This is a genomic window from Spirosoma humi, from assembly GCF_054776575.1.
In genome coordinates this window covers 364,903-382,297 of record NZ_BAAHBR010000001.1, presented here as the reverse complement: position 1 = coordinate 382,297, position 17,395 = coordinate 364,903, and the positions used below count along the sequence as shown (strand labels likewise).

Genomic DNA, 17,395 nt, shown 5'->3' with positions numbered 1-17,395 from the left:
GCTACTTTTTCACATCCCGACGGATCACATTGGCCCAGTCGACCTGTTTCTCCGCTTCGGATAAATCGACGAAAGGAAACTCCAGCAATAGTTTCTTAAGCTTGGGCAGACAGTTTTCCAGCCCATAATACGACTTGAACTGCCGGGCTCGGCTCAGGCCCGGAATCATGGGTTGCCCGGCATCGAAGTCGCGGGGATGAAAGTAGGTCATCACATAATCGGAGCGTCGCATAAAGCCTTTGATGACCCGGTACGGAAAGAGTCTGAAGTACCCTCCGCCCGAAAAGATCAAGTCTTGCCCCAGTACAGCGGCCGTATTGATCGGAAATTCTTTCAATAACGTACCCTCTACGTTCAGGTAACCCGGTTCAAACATATTCAGCGATGCGTCGCCCCCGTGCGAACGCCGGGCCGAGAATACCGAGCAGTCGATCTCAATACCCTGCTCCAGCAGAATGGGAAATACCCAGCGGTTAAATTCTTTGATCGAGAAACCCGGTGCCCGATACGAACGGACTTTTTTCCCGGTTAAATCCTGCAAATGTTTGATAGAGCGCTCCAGATCGGCCTGAAATTCAGCCGGTGTTTGTTCATAAGCTAACTGGTGTGCGTAGGAGTGTGTCGCGATTTCGTAGCCAGCCGCATCGATTCTCCGGATTACATCGGGATGTTTATCGGCCACCCAACCCAGGCAAAAGAAAGTCGCCCGACTGTTGGTGTCTTCTAAAAGCTGGAAAATGCGATCCATATTCTGGTAAATCCGCGTCTCGTACCGGCTCCATTCAGCTTCCGTACGGGTCGATGCATTATCGAGAATATGAAACCACTCTTCAATATCAAACGTCAGTATATTCATGAATTGTACAATGTAGTACCTGAGTAAACTGCTCACTAATAACAGCAGCCAACTATTAGCCCGTGACCTAAAATAGGTTCTTTCTTAATATACTATAAGTTTAGTTTTTGTCATTCCGACGATAGGAGGAATCTTAAATTATCCTTACTTGAGCGTCAGTTAATCTTAAGATTCCTCCTATCGTCGGAATGACAAAAAGCTAAACTTACAATGTATTTAACTTATCGGTTTTGATCAATAAAACCGTTTTCCAGCTGCCAGAAAGGCTTTGACATCATCGCGGGTGGGGAACGTGAAATAAGTCATCTGAGACGCGTCGTTCTCGATCAACTCATACTTGCCCGTGTGCACTTTATCGATGGCTTCAAGGATAGCATCCATCCCCATCTTCTTCGTCACATCGATTAACTCGGCCTGGCTCATGTTCCCGATAGCGAGTTTAGTCTGCACCAGAATCGGACCATTATCAATGCCTTCGTCAACGAAAAATACCGAAACGCCCGTATGTGTCTCGCCGTTTTTGAGAACCCAGAAGGATGGCATCAACCCCCGATATTTGGGTAACAGTGCGGTGTGTAAGTTAATACAGCCATGCGTGGCTACATCCAGTAGTTTGCGTTTAAAAATCTGATTCCCGGCAATCGAAACGAACAGATCGGGCTTATACTCTCTGAGTTTGTCCAGGTTTTCGTCTTTATTGATATTCCCCTCTATATGAATCAGCGGGATATTCCTGTCAGACAGCACTTTGCGAACATTGTTTCGGCTATCCAGCTTGGAGGCAACGAATTTGAAGCCGTACCGCAAGAAGAAGGGTAAGCCAAAAATATCGTACGTTTTCTTTATTTTTTCGCTGAAACTTTCCCGCTTACCGAAGGGCGATACGTCGAACACGACCGTTGCTACAACTTCGGCATACGGTGGCAATTTTTTGAGTAGATAATCAATATTACGAGCGAGGTAGAACGGGTCATCCTGCGTAAGAATCACAAGGCGCATAAACGGTCAGATAGTATTGGAGACACAAAACTACATATTCCGACCAGAAAGCCAGTATTCGTTTATCAACGAACCACCACTTTCCGGCGGAGCGGTTGCCCATCGGCCGTTTGGAGCTCGACCAGATAAACACCCGCTTCTAGCTCATTTAGAGCGATTGACAGGTTTTTTCGGGCTGACCCATGCCAGCGCTTCACGGCCTGGCCAAGTACATCCCGCACAATGATATCCGTGATCGTAACCAGATCCGTCTGCACATAGAGCGTACGGTCGGTCGCTACCGGGTTCGGATACAGTTGCACCACGGGCTCCGTTGGTTCAACACCCAGCACCAGTGGCCGTGCGCTGATCACGTTGCTGTAAGTCGATTCGGAGACCGCACTGAGCGCACGCAACCGGTAATAGTATGTACCAAACATGTTGGCGATATTAGTATCGGTGAAGGTATTCGTCGTGCCGTTCAGCGTGGCAATTAGATTGAACGTTGTCGGCGTGTCATCGGCCCGCTCCAGAAACTGCGTCTGTGATCCGGCAGACGCTGTCCAGTTCAATTGAATCTGTTTTTCCGAAATAGGCCTTGCTGCCAGGGTTGTCACAGGGGCGATGGCGTCGGCAATGGAGACGGCATCGAATGAAAATGCCCGCATACCCCGCGTATTCCGGAGGGTAGGCCCGTCATAGAATGGAGAGGCCGTGTCGGAGAAAAAAGCGGGTAGATACCGAAGCTTCTTAGCCGTAGCGGGTTGCTTCAGGCTAAGGGTAACCCGGTTACCTTTGGCCGAGCCATCCGTAACCAGGCCCGACTGTCCATCCAGGTAAAAAAAATCTTTCTGTTGTCGGTAGGCGATCTGCGCCCCAGTGGCAAAATTATAAAAGGTGGTGTCCTTCTTCCAGACCATCTGCATCTGATCATCAAACACCAGCGTAATGGAATCTTTCCGGTTGTTATAAAACGTTTTCTTTATATCGGGCGAGTTGATCTGTACCGTATCCTTCGAGCCATAAATGTCTCGGGCGATAAGCCGAAACTGCTCGTAGGCCAGTCGCTGGTGAGCCACCCCGCTATAGTGAACCCCGTCGTAACCCGGCGTTCCTACGGTAGCGATGGTTTCCAGGTTCGCAAAGAGGTATTTTGTACGTCGCTGAAAATCGCGAAGAGCGGCTGCACTATCCGTAGGATTGGCTAGTATGTTGATCTGCCCAACGTAAATTCGGGCGTTCCCATAGTCTTCCCGGAACTGATTATAGAGCTTGGCAAACTTCGCGGGATAACCGGGAAGCGCACTGCCAGCATCTTCCTCGCCCTGCTTCCAGATAATGGCTTTTGTCTGTTTCGCGACACCCGCCCACCTTGCCCGGTTCAGCAGGTCGCCATAAGGCGTAATCGGATTAGCGTGATTAATCGGGTCCCGATCCGTCAACGTGACAATATCCGTACCGCCTTTCCCTCCGTTCATTATGCAGGTTGGGATGCCAAAATTTTCGAGAATCAGCCGCTGCAGGGTAAGGCCATAGCCTCCTACACTGCCGAATGGCTGCTTGGCCGGATACCAGCTCATCTGGGTTGGGGAGCCCAGATACGGATAGGTTACATTGCGCAGGTATTTATCATTGAAATTGAAGGAATATAAGGCATCAAGATCCGTAAGGGCTAGCACATTAGACTGTCCGTCCAGTATGTACACATCTCCGCAAACTACCCGACTCGCGCTGGCCACCAGAGTCGAATCGGAATTTTTATAGATAAATACGCGAAACGCGTATTCAGCCGGTTCGGCTTTGATAACAGGCGAGAACGCAAAGGCAGTAGCACTATCCGTGGGCACCAGCGCCCGACTGATTACGTTTAGCAGTGAATCTTCCCGGAATACCTGTACGCCTATTTTGCTGTAACCACGGGCATTCATCGTACCACTTATCGTCACAACAGCCTGGTTACTGGTATCGCGGGGGTAGAGTTGGAGTTCACGGGGTAGTTGCTGAAAATTAACCTGACCTGAGGCTGAGAAATAGTACAAAAACAATATGACACCTATGTAAAGTCTATTCATTAGCTTTGCGGACTATAAAAAAAGTTATAATATTGCATAATTTCTCGGTCGGTAAAAGACGAGTAAAAATAAAGCCTTTACACCAAAACTGTATCAGAAAAAGCCATTTTTTCGCTTCGATGGTAACATAGAGTATGACCGACGTATCCGTCATTATTCTGACACACAACGAGGAAAAACACATTACTCGCTGTCTACAGAGCTTGCTTCCGTTTACGAATAAAATATTTATAGTCGACTCATTTTCAACCGATAGAACGGTCGAGATCGCTCGGTCGCTGGGCGCTACGGTCGTTCAGAACGCCTGGGTTAACTACGCGACTCAATTCAATTACGGGATTGAGCATACCCCTTTTGAGACCGCCTGGCTGATGCGGATGGATGCCGATGAGTACGTGATGCCCGAATTAGCCGGGGAGATTAATCAACGACTTGCCGGATTGCCCACGAATGTAGGCGGAGTTTACGTGAAACGGCGCGTGTTTTTTCTGAATCGCTGGATGCGTCACGGTGGGTTTTATCCTATTTGGCTGCTTCGGCTGTGGCGACGGGGCGATGGGTTCTGTGAGCAGGTTTGGCACGATGAGCACATTAAACTCACTAAAGGCGAGTCGATCCAGTTTTCGCACGATATCGTCGACCATAACCTCAACAATTTGACCTGGTGGACCCAAAAGCATAATCATTACACCATTCTGGAAATGATCAATCTGCTTAATTACCGGTACCAGTTCGATCAGGCCGAGACGGTTGAGGCCAATTTATTTGGCACCCAGGATCAACGCATGCGCTTTCTAAAGGAAAAATATGCGTCGCTCCCCCTATTTACACGGCCAATTCTATACTTCATCTACCGGTATTTTATTCGAATGGGGTTCCTGGACGGGCGGCCCGGCTTTGTCTGGTGTTCCCTTCAGGCACTCTGGTATCGTTTTCTTGTCGATGCCAAACTGCTGGAAGTAAGCATTCGGGTTGGTACCGATAAAGACGCAATCATCAATTATTTCCTGACGGAATATGGCAAAGACCTTCGACCAAACCGACCCGAGCGGGTTGGCCAGTCATAAACCAGACCAGCAAAATGGGAAAACGGATCTATCCCGATTCAATATCAGTTGGTACAATCCTGGTCCACGCTGGAAAATAATTCTCTGGTTTATCACCAATTCAATTTTTATTAATACCTACCTGCCACTGCCTATTTCCCTTAAACTAGCCATTCTACGCCTATTCGGTGCCAAAATTGGCAACAAGGTCGTGGTGAAGCCCGGTGTAAATATTAAATATCCCTGGTTACTTCATGTAGGAAACGAAGTCTGGATTGGTGAGCAGGTCTGGATTGACAACCTGAGCGAGGTGCACATTGGCAACAATGTCTGTCTATCGCAGGGTGCCTTATTACTGACCGGCAACCACGATTACAGCCGGTCAACGTTCGATTTGACGACCCGGCCCATTACGTTGGCTGATGGCGTCTGGATCGGGGCCAGATCGGTCGTTTGTGCCGGTGTTCGCTGCGAATCACATGCGGTGCTGTCCGTTAACTCGGTTGCTACCCGTTCGCTGGAAGCGTATGGTATTTATCAGGGGAATCCGGCCGTTTGGGTCCGGCAACGAAACATCAAGGCGTGAAAGTATCGATCATAACTGTTGTGTACAATGGGGCTGAATTTGTTCGGGATTGTATCGAATCAATTCTGACCCAAACCTACACGGACATCGAGTATATTATAGTAGACGGAAAATCGACCGACGGTACGGTAGACATCGTAAAATCATACGGCACGAAAGTTGCCAGATTTATTTCGGAACCGGATAAGGGCCTGTATGATGCGATGAACAAAGGGATCCGGCTGGCAACGGGAGAGGTCATCGGTTTATTAAATGCCGACGACTTTTACCGACATAATCGCGTCATTGAGAACATGGTTGCCACGTTTGAGAAAACGGGCAGCGATGCCGTCTATGGGGATATGCTTTACGTAGACCGGAATGATACCCGAAAGCTGAAACGCTACTGGCGGTCAGGCTGGTACAGCGAAAATGCCTTTTTATGGGGATGGATGCCAGGACACTTATCATTTTTTGCCAAGCGCCGGTTGTATGAACAATACGGCCTGTTTCGGCTCGATATGAAGAGTGCTGCCGATTACGAATTGATGCTACGCTTCATCCACAAGAATAAAGCAAGTCTGGCTTACATGAATGAAGTGACCATTGTCATGCGGGTAGGAGGAATCAGCAACAGTAGTTTACAGAACCGACTTCGGGCCAACCGCGAAGATCAGCTAGCCTGGCAACTCAATGATCTAAAACCTTATTTTTTTACGTTTTGGCTTAAGCCCTTACGCAAGCTCAAACAATATGTGAGCAAACCGCCCGAAATGTTTGACAGTTAACGAATGCCGTTCAATCAGATTTTACTAGTTTAACTAAATAATACAATAAACTTTACGCTCCTTAGGACCCCAATTGGGTGTTCCGTTTTGTGTTGGGTAGCGTTCCTTGCCAGATCACCAGTACGATTTTGCGAGAATTAAGTTTCTAAACGTCCCGCCTTATGAATATAGACTTGTTGATTGCGTTCTTACAAAATAAATTCGGTGACGAGCATTTTACGTTCGGGCTGTATCAATGCGTGCTATCTTTCCTGGTAGCGTGCTTTGTTGCCGTTGTTGCCATACCCGTTATCATCAAGATTTCTGAATTGAAATCGCTGATGGAAAATCCCGGCGCCCGCCGGTCGCACTCAACGCCAACGCCCACATTTGGGGGCATCGCGATCTTTGCGGCCATACTGATTGCCTATTTCCTGTGGCCCAGCATCGACCAAACCGACATTTACACCACGAATTTGTCCATTGCCGGAATGACGATCCTCTTCTTCATCGGCATCAAGGATGATCTGGTAGGCATCGACCCAGCCAAGAAACTCATGTTTCAGGTCCTGGCGGCCATGATTCTCATCTTGTTCGGTGATCTCCGGGTCGATTATATGTATGGCATTATGGGATTTCACCACATTGAACCCGTAATCAGTATTTTTCTAACCTGCTTCATTTTCATCACCCTTATCAATGCCATCAACCTCATCGACGGTATCGATGGTCTGGCAGGAGGTATTTCAACCATTGCCAGTGGTACGTTCGGTGCCTGGTTTTTGTTGACGAATCATTTTACGATGGCCTGCATGGCTTTCACCTTAGCGGGTGGATTGCTGGGTTTCCTGCGGTTCAATTTTTCAAAAACCAGTAAGATTTTCATGGGCAATACCGGCTCCCTGATCATCGGTTTCATGCTGGCGTTCTTTGCCGTCCGCTTCGTTAACTTAAACGCAGCCTATCGGTACGAGCCAACCGCTTTTTTCAATGCGCCAATCATTGCTATTGTCATTTTAATTGTACCCATTTTTGATACCTTGCGGGTCTTTCTGGTCAGGATTTTGGCAGGCCGCTCGCCCTTTTCAGCCGACCGGAATCACATGCACCACATTCTGCTGGATAACGGTCTGTCGCACGTGGCAGCAACGGCTGTTCTGTGCGGAATCTCCTTGCTTAACACGGTTATGTTTCTGCTCCTGCACCGTAATATCTCAAACACCCTGTCCTTAATAATCCTGGGCTGTTTGTTTGGGTTATACATGCTGGTCAGCTTTACGCTCAAAATGCGGGTTATGGTCCTGTCGACCCATCCGCGCCGTCGTAAGGCGGTCTTGCGCAGAGAGCTGCAAAACGGCATTGTTGGCCGTCGAATTATTGACTACTTGTAAGACAAATGATATGTATAAAAAAAGCCCTCCAACGCGCTGGAGGGCTTTTTTTATGTCAGCCTTGCATCAGGATAGGATCTCTTTTTTTTCTATTCCTTCGGGGCGCCCTTCCAGAACGGCTTTCGCCACGTTTACGACATTCTCCGTCGTGAAGCCAAAGTAGGCCATCACTTCTTCGCCCGGCCCCGATAAGCCAAACCGATTCATACTAATTGTCGTGCCTTCATCCGTGACGTATTTATGCCACCCAATGGGCGAGCCCATTTCCACGGCCAGCCGCTTGCGAATTGATGGCGGCAGCACCTCATGGTGATACGCCTGGTCCTGCTGTTCAAACAATTCCCAGGATGGCATGCTCACTACTCGTGCCTCGATACCCTGTTTTTTCAATTCTGCCTGCGCATTCATAACCAGGGATACTTCAGAACCGGTCGCAATCAGAATCAGTTGGGGGGTTCCTTCCGCTTCACTTAGAATGTAAGCTCCCTTTTCAAGTCCCCGTGCCGATCCGTACTTGCCTTGATCAATGACGGGTAACTTCTGCCGGGAAAGAATCAGCACAACCGGACTTTTGGGCTGCTGCATGGCCACACGCCAGGCTTCGACGGTTTCGTTGGCGTCGGCAGGGCGAATCACGACGATATTCGGAATTGTCCGTAACGAAACGAACTGCTCTACAGGCTGGTGCGTTGGGCCATCTTCGCCCAAACCGATGCTGTCGTGCGTAAACACAAACGTAGCCGACGATTCGGCCAGGGCAGTGAGTCGAATAGCGCCCCGCATGTAATCAGAGAAGTTCAGGAAGGTGCCGCCATACGGGTGTACGCCCCCATGCTGAGCCATACCGTTGAGGGCCGCCCCCATCGCATGCTCCCGCACGCCGAACCAGATATTCGAATTTTCGTAATGTCCCGGCTGAAAACTAACATCGCCTTTCGTTGGCATATCGTTCGAAGAAGCCAGATCGGCCGAACCGCCAAACAGATAAGGAACCCGTTTCTTCAGCGCTTCCAGGGCTTTGCCTGAAGCCTGCCGGGTTGCCAGCGGACCATCGGCGGGAGCAAACAAAGGCAGATCGGCCTCCCAATCCTGAGGGAGTTTACCCGCAAAGGAAATGGTAAACGTTTCGGCTTCTTGCGGAAACTGACTTTGGTAAGCATCAAACCGCTTCTGCCAATCGGCCTGTAAATCGGCACCCCGTTTTCCGGCTTCCAGCAAATGAGGTTTTACCTCGTCTGGAATAAAAAACGTTTTGTCTGGGTCCCAGCCATAAAACTCTTTCGTTTTACGCACATTTTCTTCACCCAGTGGGCTACCGTGTACTTTACTGGTCCCCTCCTGCGGACTCCCGAAACCGATGATGGTGCGTACGGCAATAATGGACGGGCGATCGGTTTCGGCCTGAGCGGCCCGAATGGCCTGATCAATAGCTTCTACATCATTCCCATCCGCTACATGCTGAATGTGCCAGCCGTAAGCCGCAAAACGCGCCATTCGATCCTCCGTAAAGGCCAGATTAGTAGGCCCGTCCAGAGAAATCAGATTGTCGTCGTATAAATAAATCAACTTTCCCAATTTCAGGTGGCCGGCCAGCGAAGCCGCTTCGGAGGCAATCCCTTCCATCAAATCACCATCACTAACGATGGAATAGGTGTAGTGATCCATAATCGAATGGCCTTCCTGATTGTAATTTGCTGCCAGAAAGGCTTCGGCCATAGCCATGCCTACTCCGTTGGCAAACCCCTGGCCCAGCGGACCGGTAGTTACCTCAACGCCCGGCGTCAAATTCGATTCAGGATGCCCCGGTGTCCGCGAGTGAAGCTGCCGAAAATTCTTCACATCATCCAACGAAAGGTCATACCCATAGAGGTGAAGCAAACTATATAACAAGGCCGAACCATGTCCTGCCGACAAGACGAACCGGTCGCGATCGGGCCAGTGAGGATCTTGCGGGTTAAACCGCAAAAAGCGCGACCAGAGCACATACGCCATGGGGGCCGCACCAAGTGGCAGACCAGGGTGGCCTGAATTCGCTTTCTGAACAGCATCAATCGACAGGAGTCGGATGGTATCAATACTGAGTTGGTCGAGATCAACCGATTTGTTAGCCATAGTGAAAAAAGCAAACGTTGAAAATACCTTTCTTCCGCCGACTTACACGAGCGTAAGTAGCAGCGTTTATAGACTAACCATCAAACGCGAAAGAAGATTGAAAAAAATTAGTTTGGTGGCTTAACAAAGCAGATGATCAGCCGCCGATTGGCGGAGCTGTCGAAAACAAGGGCATTACAAACGAGGAAGAAATCGTGTATCTCATCCAGCAAATCAGCCTGGACAAAATACACGGCTCTCCTTAATTCAACTCACCCGGAATCACATAAAGGCTGATTTGTCGGTTTTCCCGTAATACCGATACTGGAATACGGTTACCGATCGTCTCGTCTGTAAGCAGTCGGTGCAGGTCGTCCATCGTAGCGATGGGCTGGCCATTGAACCCAACAATAATATCGCCCTGATGCAACTGGCTGTTTCCCGCAACGCCATCGGCCTCAACACTGGCCACGATAACCCCCGTTTTTGCTGTCAGCTGATTGTAGAGTTTGATGCGCTCGGTTAGGTTGATGAGTTGACCGGCAATGCCCAGATACCCCCGGCGAACCCGTCCGTGCATAATGAGCTTGCCCGCCACAAACGCAGCCAGGTTCGACGAAACGGCAAAGCAAAGCCCCTGAGCAGGCAGTATAACGGCAGTATTGACCCCAATGACATCGCCATTGGCATCCACCAGAGGCCCCCCGGAATTACCGGGATTGAGCGCAGCATCCGTCTGAATAACATCATCAATGAGCCGCCCGGATTCAGACCGCAGTGTTCGGCCAAGGGCACTTACGACACCAGCCGTCAACGAATACTGAAATCCATAGGGATTACCAATGGCAATGGCGATCTGGCCAACCTGCACCTGTTTCGAATCTGCGAAGCGAATTGCTTTCAGACCATCCGCGTAGATTTTAATAACGGCAATATCGGTGGCGGGGTCGCGCCCGATAAGCGTAGCCTCATAATCGCGGCTAGGTTCATCGGCACGAGCGGCTACGGCCACCACGATCTTATTAGCCCCGGCCACTACATGGTTATTGGTGATGATATAGCCATCGGTCGAAATAATAAATCCCGATCCTGTACCCCCATCGGTATTGTCCCGATCGGGACGGCCTCGTTTAAGGTCAATTTCGGTTCGGTTCGTAGCCCGACCACTAACTTTTATCTGAACAACGGATGGGCTAACTTTTTTGGCTACCGTAACCACAGTAGTTGAATAGGCATCCAGCAGAGCGGAATCCTGTTCTGCCCTCCCACCGGGCTGCGAGGCCTGGTCGGCAAACGTTACAAAGTTCGTTTCCATTATCTTGTTGGTTTACGTGTAAACCACAGGCTGATCATGAACTGTTCCAAGGCCCTGTTCACCCGTCGACAGCTCAGATAATCCGACAATCTGTCACCTAACCCCAACAGAATAAACTATATAATCAGCCATAAGAGGAATGGGCGGGCGCTTCTGAGTCATTAGCGGTTAAAATGGCAGAATCGCCCGGCCCTGATTGGTCTTGCTGTATCTCCCCAATTACCAGGGGCTAATCCCGGTTTCTGGTACGTTATCGTCGCTAAAGAATTGGCCTGTCGGACCATCGGGCCCTAGCATAGCGGCTTTGACTACTCTGGCAGCCGCATCGGGCACGGTTCCGGGCCCGGAGTGATTGTTAAAATCTGTAGCGGTATAGCCTGGGTCAACAGCATTTACCTTGAACGATGTGTTGCGCAGGTCGTAGGCCAGCACAAGGGTATATGCGTTGAGAGCCGCTTTCGACGTAACGTAACTAGCGGGCTTAACCGCATAATATTTCCATGCGGGATCACTATGCAGGGTAAGCGAACCCAGACCCGAGGTAACGTTAACGATCCGTGGTTCGGGTGACTGCTTCAGCAGATCAATAAACGTCTGTGTCACGTCGATGACGCCAAAAAAATTCGTTTCGAATACCTGCCTGAATACACGGGCATCCGCTTCCGGTGTCGTCTGGGCCATGGCCCCATGGATACCGGCATTGTTGATTAGTACATCCAATGTCTGCGTTTTCTGGCCAAGCACTTCGCGGGCCGCTTTTATGGACTCAACGTTATCGACATCGATTTCAATGGCTTCTACCTGGGTTAAGCCTTCTGATTGTAGCTGGCTAACCGCCTGCTGCCCTTTTTGCCCATCCCGGCTGCCCAGGTAGACAAAATAGCCCTGTTGCAGTAATTGTCTGGCCGTTTCAAAGCCAATGCTTTTGTTTGCTCCTGTTATCAGTGCTGTTTTCATGTTTCATTTGTTTATAGGGCAAAACTACGGCAGCCCCTGTCAACAGTTGAAACACATTTATCGGTATTACTGGTACATTTCACGGATGCTGGTCCGATACTCCGCCGGGGTTACGTCTGTCTCGCGCTTAAAGAAACGGGTAAAGTAAGACGCGTCCGAAAAACCGAGATCAAAGGCGATTTCCTTGAGCGAATGCTGCGTATGAAACAGTAAACGCCGGGCTTCCAATACCAGGCGCTCATGAATGTGCGTAATGGCCGGTTTGCCACTTTGGGCCTTTACCACCTCACTTAAATACCCGGCAGATACATTGAGCAAGGATGCATACTCACTTACCTGATGCAGATCGCGAAAGTGCTCGTCAATCTGAGCGTGGTATTTCTTCAGCAAAAGCTTGTCGGCCGAAAACGGATTGCCCGCAAACTGCTCTGTATAGAGTCGGCTCAAATACGTCAGCAGCACCGTCAGGTAGGCAGTCAGCATGCGTTGCTGCCATTCGCCGGGCTGCCGATACTCGCCATTGATCTTGGTCAGCATGTCCTCCACGACGTTCACATCAGCCTCCGTCAGCCGTAATTCATGGCCGTTCTGAGGATTTTGCAGAATAGGCAGCTTGCTCAGCGAAGCATTTTCCTGAAAAGACAGAAACTCCTTCGTAAACGCAATACCCGTACTCCATAGCTGATTAAATCCTTCTTTTACAATGATTTGATTGGGACCCGTAAAGTAAACGCTGTTGTCCTGAATTGTATAGGGTGCCATGTCTATCCACTGGCGGGTGGAACCCGCCCGCCGGATAAAAACGAGTAAATAATGATCCTTTCGATGCGGTATGAGAAGATCGGACTGACTGGGCAGGCTGCCGTCAAAGTTGTATACTCTAAACTGCTTATTAGCCCCTATATCGTCTGGCTCTAACGAATAAAGCGGTATGTGTTGATTGTCGTTCAGTATATGCATTACCCAAAGCTATGCTTTTTTCCAGCGACAAACGCCTATTGGGCAGACTTTGCCTGAACGTTCGCTTCCCATTGGAAAACCTGAACCGACTTCTGTTATAACCGGTCAGTTACTACTTACCTGATGCACAAAAGATGAGTTGCCATACTTGCGCGTTCGCCTTTTTTAACTTCGGGTTTTCACCCACTCGACAATGTCATTCATGACAATTTCCTTGTCTAAGTCGTTTAATAAATCGTGATAATGCCCTTCATAAAGTTTAAGGGTTTTGTCTGTCGACCCTACATTATCGTAAAAAAATTGGCTACCACCTGGCTTGGTAGCTTTGTCATCCGTTCCGTGTAAAATAAAAACCGGGAAGGTAATTTTGGAAAACTCTTGCTCTAACCTTTCATCGGCTTTTACCAATTGTTCCATTGTTTTACTCGGCTGAGATTCGTCCGCAATCAGTGGGTCATTATTCATGAAGGCTACCACGTCAGGATTTCTCGAAAAATCTTCATTTTTGAGTTTTATGGTATGCAAATGCGGTGCAATATGACTTATACCTTTCAAAACAGCCAAAGCAAAATCTGGCGCAGGTACTTTAAAGGCAAAGCTTTCACAAATCAGCCCGTTTAATTTCTCCTGGTGTTCCAACGTGTAAAGACATGCCAAAACACCACCGGCACTGTGCCCCAATATAAACACCGGTAAATTGGGCTGTTCTTTTTTAGCCAGGTCAACTATATAATCTACGTCAGCAACGGCATCGTAAATATTGTCAGTATAAAATCGTTCTCCTTCGGATTGCCCGCGACCTTGTTGGTCCAGTGAATAGACGGCATAATTCTGGGCAGTAAATTGTTCGGCTGTCCATTGGTAGTAGCCGCTATGCGAATTTAAGCCATGCGTAATTACGATTATTCCACGAGCATTTTCATCAGGTAGCCAGGTCCTTGTAAAAATCTTAACACCTGCCTGGTTTTTGAAATTTGACGTTTGTGTTTGCATACCGTTTTTTAGCTAATTAGTAATGATACATCGTTTAATGTGGCAACTAACAACCTTACAAACTGATAGCGAGCAAGTTAACAAAAAAGTAATTGAATCTTTACTGATTCATTCAGGCAGCACACTTTCTGTTGGAATGACCATTCTGTCGATGGGAAGCGACCTATTTTGTCTTTACAGGTTAATGGGATTGGTGTTGATTCGTAAGTTTTCTAAACTCCAATCAATCCCCCGCAAAATAGTGTTCTGATTAGCCTGCATAGCAAAATCGTTGTCAACTTCCCATCTTTTACTTTTCAACTCCGAGAGACTTGTACTTTTATCCACTGACCAGCCAGAAAGATCTTCCGTATACTCTTTGGTTAGTCTTACGTACTGCCTCCCCTTGAAATCAAACTTTTTTAAATGAAAAGCTGAAATGTATTGATCGGATAAATCATATATCAGAAATACCTCCTCTGGATCTTCGTTTACAAGAGACTTCCAGTAATTCAGTAAATCTTCAAAAATGTCCTTGATGGATGGTTTAAATTCAGCATTTTCATTTTTCTCAATTTCGAGAAAATCGGCTACAAAGTAGATTTCTACTTTTTGAATTGAGTTACCCGCAATAATGATAATATCGGCTGTCGGGAGATCAAGTAAAAACCTTATCATTTTTAATTAAAGTTGCTCAGTAGCTCATCCATACTATTTGCTGCCGACCAGAATCGTTGCCGATGGAGCTTCGGTAAAGGAAACGGTCAGTGAACCGGCGTCTTCCCCGTCTTGGCGACTGGTGATCACCAACAATGCATGTCACTGCTTCGTGTAAAGCTGAATTTGTTTGGTTCGGGTGCTGATCCCGACTGCCAGATAGGTAGGCTTGGCCTGTAGCACATGCCTGCCCGATAACACCAACCCCTTAAATCGCCGAACCCAGGCTTCCACATGTTCGGGTTTATAATACTTCACATTCCCAAACGAACTGGTCGCATGCAGCCCAAACGATTCCCGAAGCCGTTCGAAGGCGATGGGCGTAATGTTATACTTCAGGCAAATCAACTGCTTGCTCAGATTCCCCGATGTCGATTTGGTTTTCTGCGGTTTGTTGAGCACAGGGTTGAGCCGGGCAATAGCGCCCTGTTGCAGTCGATCCAGATCACACTCTTCGCATTCAAAGAACCGAAATCGGACGAAGTTCAGGCCCGCCACCTTGTGTTCCCGTAGCCGGGCTTCCAGGTTTATCGTCTGCCCTATGTACACAACTTCATTCCTGGCATCAATCAAATAATAGATGCATGGCTGGGGCGTAAAGGGCGTTGAGCTATCCATAAGTTGCCCTAAATCGAGGTAATTTTTGTCTGTTTTTTCGGCGTTTTTCATGTATTAAATATACTACAAACAATACTCATATACAACAAAAAATACATATATTTTTTACCTTTGTTTTATGGCGGGACGACGAGAAAAAAAGACCAACATTCAGGGAAAATGGCTCAAAGAAGCATTGGCCGCACAGGAGGTATCGGTCTACCGCCTGGCGAAGGAGATGGGGTATAGCCGGGAAAAATTCTACCGGCACATCGGCAATAAAACCTATCTCAGCAGCGAGTCACTCGCCGAAATAGCCACTAAATTCCCAACGATGAATATGCGGTACGTGCTTACTGGCGAAGGAACGCCAGTGATGGTGAAATGAGGTGTTTACTCCTTTAGGGAAAGATCGTCCTTTATGCTGTCGGTTACTTATAACCGACAGAAGAGGTTTCTCAAAACCTCGTTTACTTAATTCGGTTTTGAGAAACCTCTCTTGTCAGTTTTTAGAAACTGACACCACGTAACCTTGTGGAAGCGCCTGCTCTACAGTTCAAACGTTATTCCCTGGGCCAGCGGCATGGTGGTTCCGTAGTTGATGGTGTTGGTTTGTCGACGCATGTAGGCTTTCCAGGCGTCGGAGCCCGATTCGCGGCCGCCCCCCGTTTCCTTTTCGCCCCCGAAAGCCCCACCAATTTCGGCACCCGATGTACCGATATTCACATTGGCAATACCGCAATCCGACCCGGTAACGGCCAGAAACTGTTCGGCTTCGCGCATGTTCAGGGTAAAAATGGCGGACGATAAGCCCTGGGGTACGCTGTTTTGCTGCCTGATGGCGTCATCGAGCGTTGTGTATTTCAGCATATACAGAATGGGGGCGAAGGTTTCCCGCTGCACAACCGGCCATTGGTTTTCCGCTTCAGCTACGCACGGACGGACGTAACAGCCTGATTCAAAGCCCAATCCTTCGATAAGCCCCGGCTCGACCACAAACGTTCCGCCCGACGCAAGAATTTCCTGAACAGCCAGTTGGTAACTGTGTACGGCTGCCTGATCAATAACCGGGCCCACATGAAAGGATTCATCTAACGGACTTCCTATACGCAGTTGAGCATATGCATTCCGGAGTCGGTTTTTTACGTCGTCATAAATGCGCTCCTGCACAATGATCCGCCGGGTGCTGGTACACCGTTGTCCGGCCGTGCCAACGGCGCCAAACACAATGGCCGGAATCGCCAGATCAAGATCGGCATGCTCCGACACGATGATTGCGTTGTTGCCGCCCAATTCGAGCAGGCTTTTGCCCAACCGTCCGGCTACCGCTTCGGCAACGGCCTTTCCCATGCGGGTGCTGCCCGTTGCCGACACCAGCGCTACCCGCGGGTCACGGGCCAGCCATTCGCCAGCGTCACGTCCGCCGGTAATCAGACAGGACACGCCTTCGGGAACATCGTTGTTTCGTAACACGTCGCCAATAATCTGCTGACAGGCCAGGGCGGTGAGTGGCGTTTTTTCGGATGGTTTCCAGATGCAGACATCGCCACAAATCCAGGCCAGCATGGCATTCCAGGACCAGACGGCGACGGGAAAATTAAACGCAGAAATAATGCCGACAACCCCCAAAGGATGCCACTGTTCCAGCATTCGGTGAGCCGGCCGTTCGGAGTGCATCGATAGGCCATACAACTGCCGCGACTGTCCAACGGCAAAATCGCAGATATCGATAATTTCCTGTACCTCGCCTAATCCCTCCTGCAGGGATTTTCCCATTTCATAGCTCACCAGGGTGCCGAGTTCCCGTTTATAGCGCCGAAACTGTTCCCCCATTTGCCGAACGATCTCGCCCCGTCGGGGTGCCGGAACCAATCGCCATTCGGCAAAAGCAGCCTGGGCGGTTTCAACCACCTGGTCATAATCAATCCGGGTCGATGTGGTCACGCGGGCAATCAGTTGGCCATCGGCCGGTGAGTAGGAGTCGATTGTTTTTCTGGATTGATCCGTGGCGGCATCAGTCGTGTGCCAGAAGTATTGTCCGGTGCTGGTGCCGGGCTTAATAGGTTGGGTGGGCGCGGGAAGAATGGACTGCATAAATCAAGTTTTGTGGT

At 49.0% G+C, this 17,395-nt stretch carries 16 protein-coding genes; 5 read left to right on the top strand and 11 right to left on the bottom strand.

Features of this window, described 5'->3' with window-relative positions:
* Position 1: 1 nt before the first annotated feature.
* The 3 genes from ACYU8Y_RS01645 to ACYU8Y_RS01635 form a co-directional block, all read right to left on the bottom strand.
* Positions 2 to 856, bottom strand: a complete 855-nt coding sequence (locus ACYU8Y_RS01645) for a polysaccharide deacetylase family protein (RefSeq protein WP_460933515.1) — start codon at positions 854 to 856, stop codon at positions 2 to 4.
* Between the two features lie 234 nt (positions 857 to 1,090).
* Positions 1,091 to 1,855: a methionyl-tRNA formyltransferase gene (locus tag ACYU8Y_RS01640; RefSeq protein WP_460933513.1), complete on the bottom strand. Its 765-nt coding sequence runs from the start codon at positions 1,853 to 1,855 to the stop codon at positions 1,091 to 1,093.
* Between the two features lie 65 nt (positions 1,856 to 1,920).
* Positions 1,921 to 3,906: a sialate O-acetylesterase gene (locus tag ACYU8Y_RS01635; protein ID WP_460933511.1), complete on the bottom strand. Its 1,986-nt coding sequence runs from the start codon at positions 3,904 to 3,906 to the stop codon at positions 1,921 to 1,923.
* A gap of 134 nt (positions 3,907 to 4,040) precedes the next feature.
* On the opposite strand from ACYU8Y_RS01635, the gene ACYU8Y_RS01630 reads away from it, so the two are divergent.
* From ACYU8Y_RS01630 to ACYU8Y_RS01615, 4 genes are all read left to right on the top strand, one after another.
* Positions 4,041 to 4,973 carry a glycosyltransferase family 2 protein gene (locus ACYU8Y_RS01630; RefSeq protein WP_460933509.1) on the top strand — a complete coding sequence of 311 codons (933 nt, stop codon included), beginning with the start codon at positions 4,041 to 4,043 and terminating at the stop codon, positions 4,971 to 4,973.
* Positions 4,924 to 5,538, top strand: coding sequence for a WcaF family extracellular polysaccharide biosynthesis acetyltransferase (locus ACYU8Y_RS01625; RefSeq protein WP_460933507.1), 615 nt, complete (start codon positions 4,924 to 4,926; stop codon positions 5,536 to 5,538). The genes ACYU8Y_RS01630 and ACYU8Y_RS01625 overlap by 50 nt, the downstream gene beginning before the upstream one ends.
* Positions 5,535 to 6,305: a glycosyltransferase family 2 protein gene (locus ACYU8Y_RS01620; protein ID WP_460933505.1), complete on the top strand. Its 771-nt coding sequence runs from the start codon at positions 5,535 to 5,537 to the stop codon at positions 6,303 to 6,305. Before ACYU8Y_RS01625 ends, ACYU8Y_RS01620 begins: the two co-directional genes overlap by 4 nt.
* A 161-nt stretch (positions 6,306 to 6,466) precedes the next feature.
* Positions 6,467 to 7,675, top strand: a complete 1,209-nt coding sequence (locus ACYU8Y_RS01615) for a glycosyltransferase family 4 protein (RefSeq protein WP_460933503.1) — start codon at positions 6,467 to 6,469, stop codon at positions 7,673 to 7,675.
* Between the two features lie 66 nt (positions 7,676 to 7,741).
* Here the strand turns inward: ACYU8Y_RS01615 and tkt are convergent, their stop codons facing one another.
* From tkt to ACYU8Y_RS01580, 7 genes are all read right to left on the bottom strand, one after another.
* Positions 7,742 to 9,787: a transketolase gene (tkt, locus tag ACYU8Y_RS01610; protein WP_460933502.1), complete on the bottom strand. Its 2,046-nt coding sequence runs from the start codon at positions 9,785 to 9,787 to the stop codon at positions 7,742 to 7,744.
* A gap of 241 nt (positions 9,788 to 10,028) precedes the next feature.
* On the bottom strand, positions 10,029 to 11,081 hold the full coding sequence (locus ACYU8Y_RS01605; protein WP_460933500.1) for a S1C family serine protease: 1,053 nt from the start codon (positions 11,079 to 11,081) through the stop codon (positions 10,029 to 10,031).
* Between the two features lie 219 nt (positions 11,082 to 11,300).
* Positions 11,301 to 12,038 carry an SDR family oxidoreductase gene (locus tag ACYU8Y_RS01600; RefSeq protein ID WP_460933498.1) on the bottom strand — a complete coding sequence of 246 codons (738 nt, stop codon included), beginning with the start codon at positions 12,036 to 12,038 and terminating at the stop codon, positions 11,301 to 11,303.
* Between the two features lie 66 nt (positions 12,039 to 12,104).
* Positions 12,105 to 12,998 (bottom strand): helix-turn-helix transcriptional regulator, encoded by an 894-nt coding sequence (locus ACYU8Y_RS01595; RefSeq protein ID WP_460933497.1) that lies wholly within the window; start codon positions 12,996 to 12,998, stop codon positions 12,105 to 12,107.
* Positions 12,999 to 13,163: 165 nt separating this feature from the next.
* Positions 13,164 to 13,991, bottom strand: a complete 828-nt coding sequence (locus ACYU8Y_RS01590) for a lysophospholipase (RefSeq protein WP_460933495.1) — start codon at positions 13,989 to 13,991, stop codon at positions 13,164 to 13,166.
* A gap of 174 nt (positions 13,992 to 14,165) precedes the next feature.
* On the bottom strand, positions 14,166 to 14,648 hold the full coding sequence (locus ACYU8Y_RS01585) for a hypothetical protein (protein WP_460933493.1): 483 nt from the start codon (positions 14,646 to 14,648) through the stop codon (positions 14,166 to 14,168).
* A 141-nt stretch (positions 14,649 to 14,789) separates the two neighbouring features.
* Positions 14,790 to 15,356 (bottom strand): GIY-YIG nuclease family protein, encoded by a 567-nt coding sequence (locus tag ACYU8Y_RS01580; protein WP_460933491.1) that lies wholly within the window; start codon positions 15,354 to 15,356, stop codon positions 14,790 to 14,792.
* Between the two features lie 67 nt (positions 15,357 to 15,423).
* Between ACYU8Y_RS01580 and ACYU8Y_RS01575 the strand changes: the two genes are divergently transcribed.
* Positions 15,424 to 15,672 (top strand): helix-turn-helix domain-containing protein, encoded by a 249-nt coding sequence (locus ACYU8Y_RS01575; protein ID WP_460933489.1) that lies wholly within the window; start codon positions 15,424 to 15,426, stop codon positions 15,670 to 15,672.
* 161 nt (positions 15,673 to 15,833) lie between these two features.
* On the opposite strand, the gene amaB is transcribed toward ACYU8Y_RS01575, so the two are convergent.
* Positions 15,834 to 17,378 carry an L-piperidine-6-carboxylate dehydrogenase gene (gene amaB, locus ACYU8Y_RS01570; protein WP_460933487.1) on the bottom strand — a complete coding sequence of 515 codons (1,545 nt, stop codon included), beginning with the start codon at positions 17,376 to 17,378 and terminating at the stop codon, positions 15,834 to 15,836.
* Between the last annotated feature and the right edge of the window lie 17 nt (positions 17,379 to 17,395).

Bases quoted from the DNA above. Each gene is read 5' to 3' on its own strand.
- ACYU8Y_RS01615 (WP_460933503.1), top strand. From the start codon at position 6,467: ATGAATATAGACTTGTTGATTGCGTTCTTACAAAATAAATTCGGTGAC.
- ACYU8Y_RS01595 (WP_460933497.1), bottom strand. From the start codon at position 12,998: ATGCATATACTGAACGACAATCAACACATACCGCTTTATTCGTTAGAG.
- ACYU8Y_RS01590 (WP_460933495.1), bottom strand. From the start codon at position 13,991: ATGCAAACACAAACGTCAAATTTCAAAAACCAGGCAGGTGTTAAGATT.
- ACYU8Y_RS01575 (WP_460933489.1), top strand. From the start codon at position 15,424: ATGGCGGGACGACGAGAAAAAAAGACCAACATTCAGGGAAAATGGCTC.
- ACYU8Y_RS01580 (WP_460933491.1), bottom strand. From the start codon at position 15,356: ATGAAAAACGCCGAAAAAACAGACAAAAATTACCTCGATTTAGGGCAA.
- ACYU8Y_RS01635 (WP_460933511.1), bottom strand. From the start codon at position 3,906: ATGAATAGACTTTACATAGGTGTCATATTGTTTTTGTACTATTTCTCA.
- ACYU8Y_RS01630 (WP_460933509.1), top strand. From the start codon at position 4,041: ATGACCGACGTATCCGTCATTATTCTGACACACAACGAGGAAAAACAC.
- tkt (WP_460933502.1), bottom strand. From the start codon at position 9,787: ATGGCTAACAAATCGGTTGATCTCGACCAACTCAGTATTGATACCATC.
- ACYU8Y_RS01640 (WP_460933513.1), bottom strand. From the start codon at position 1,855: ATGCGCCTTGTGATTCTTACGCAGGATGACCCGTTCTACCTCGCTCGT.
- ACYU8Y_RS01605 (WP_460933500.1), bottom strand. From the start codon at position 11,081: ATGGAAACGAACTTTGTAACGTTTGCCGACCAGGCCTCGCAGCCCGGT.
- ACYU8Y_RS01585 (WP_460933493.1), bottom strand. From the start codon at position 14,648: ATGATAAGGTTTTTACTTGATCTCCCGACAGCCGATATTATCATTATT.
- ACYU8Y_RS01645 (WP_460933515.1), bottom strand. From the start codon at position 856: ATGAATATACTGACGTTTGATATTGAAGAGTGGTTTCATATTCTCGAT.
- amaB (WP_460933487.1), bottom strand. From the start codon at position 17,378: ATGCAGTCCATTCTTCCCGCGCCCACCCAACCTATTAAGCCCGGCACC.
- ACYU8Y_RS01600 (WP_460933498.1), bottom strand. From the start codon at position 12,038: ATGAAAACAGCACTGATAACAGGAGCAAACAAAAGCATTGGCTTTGAA.
- ACYU8Y_RS01625 (WP_460933507.1), top strand. From the start codon at position 4,924: ATGGCAAAGACCTTCGACCAAACCGACCCGAGCGGGTTGGCCAGTCAT.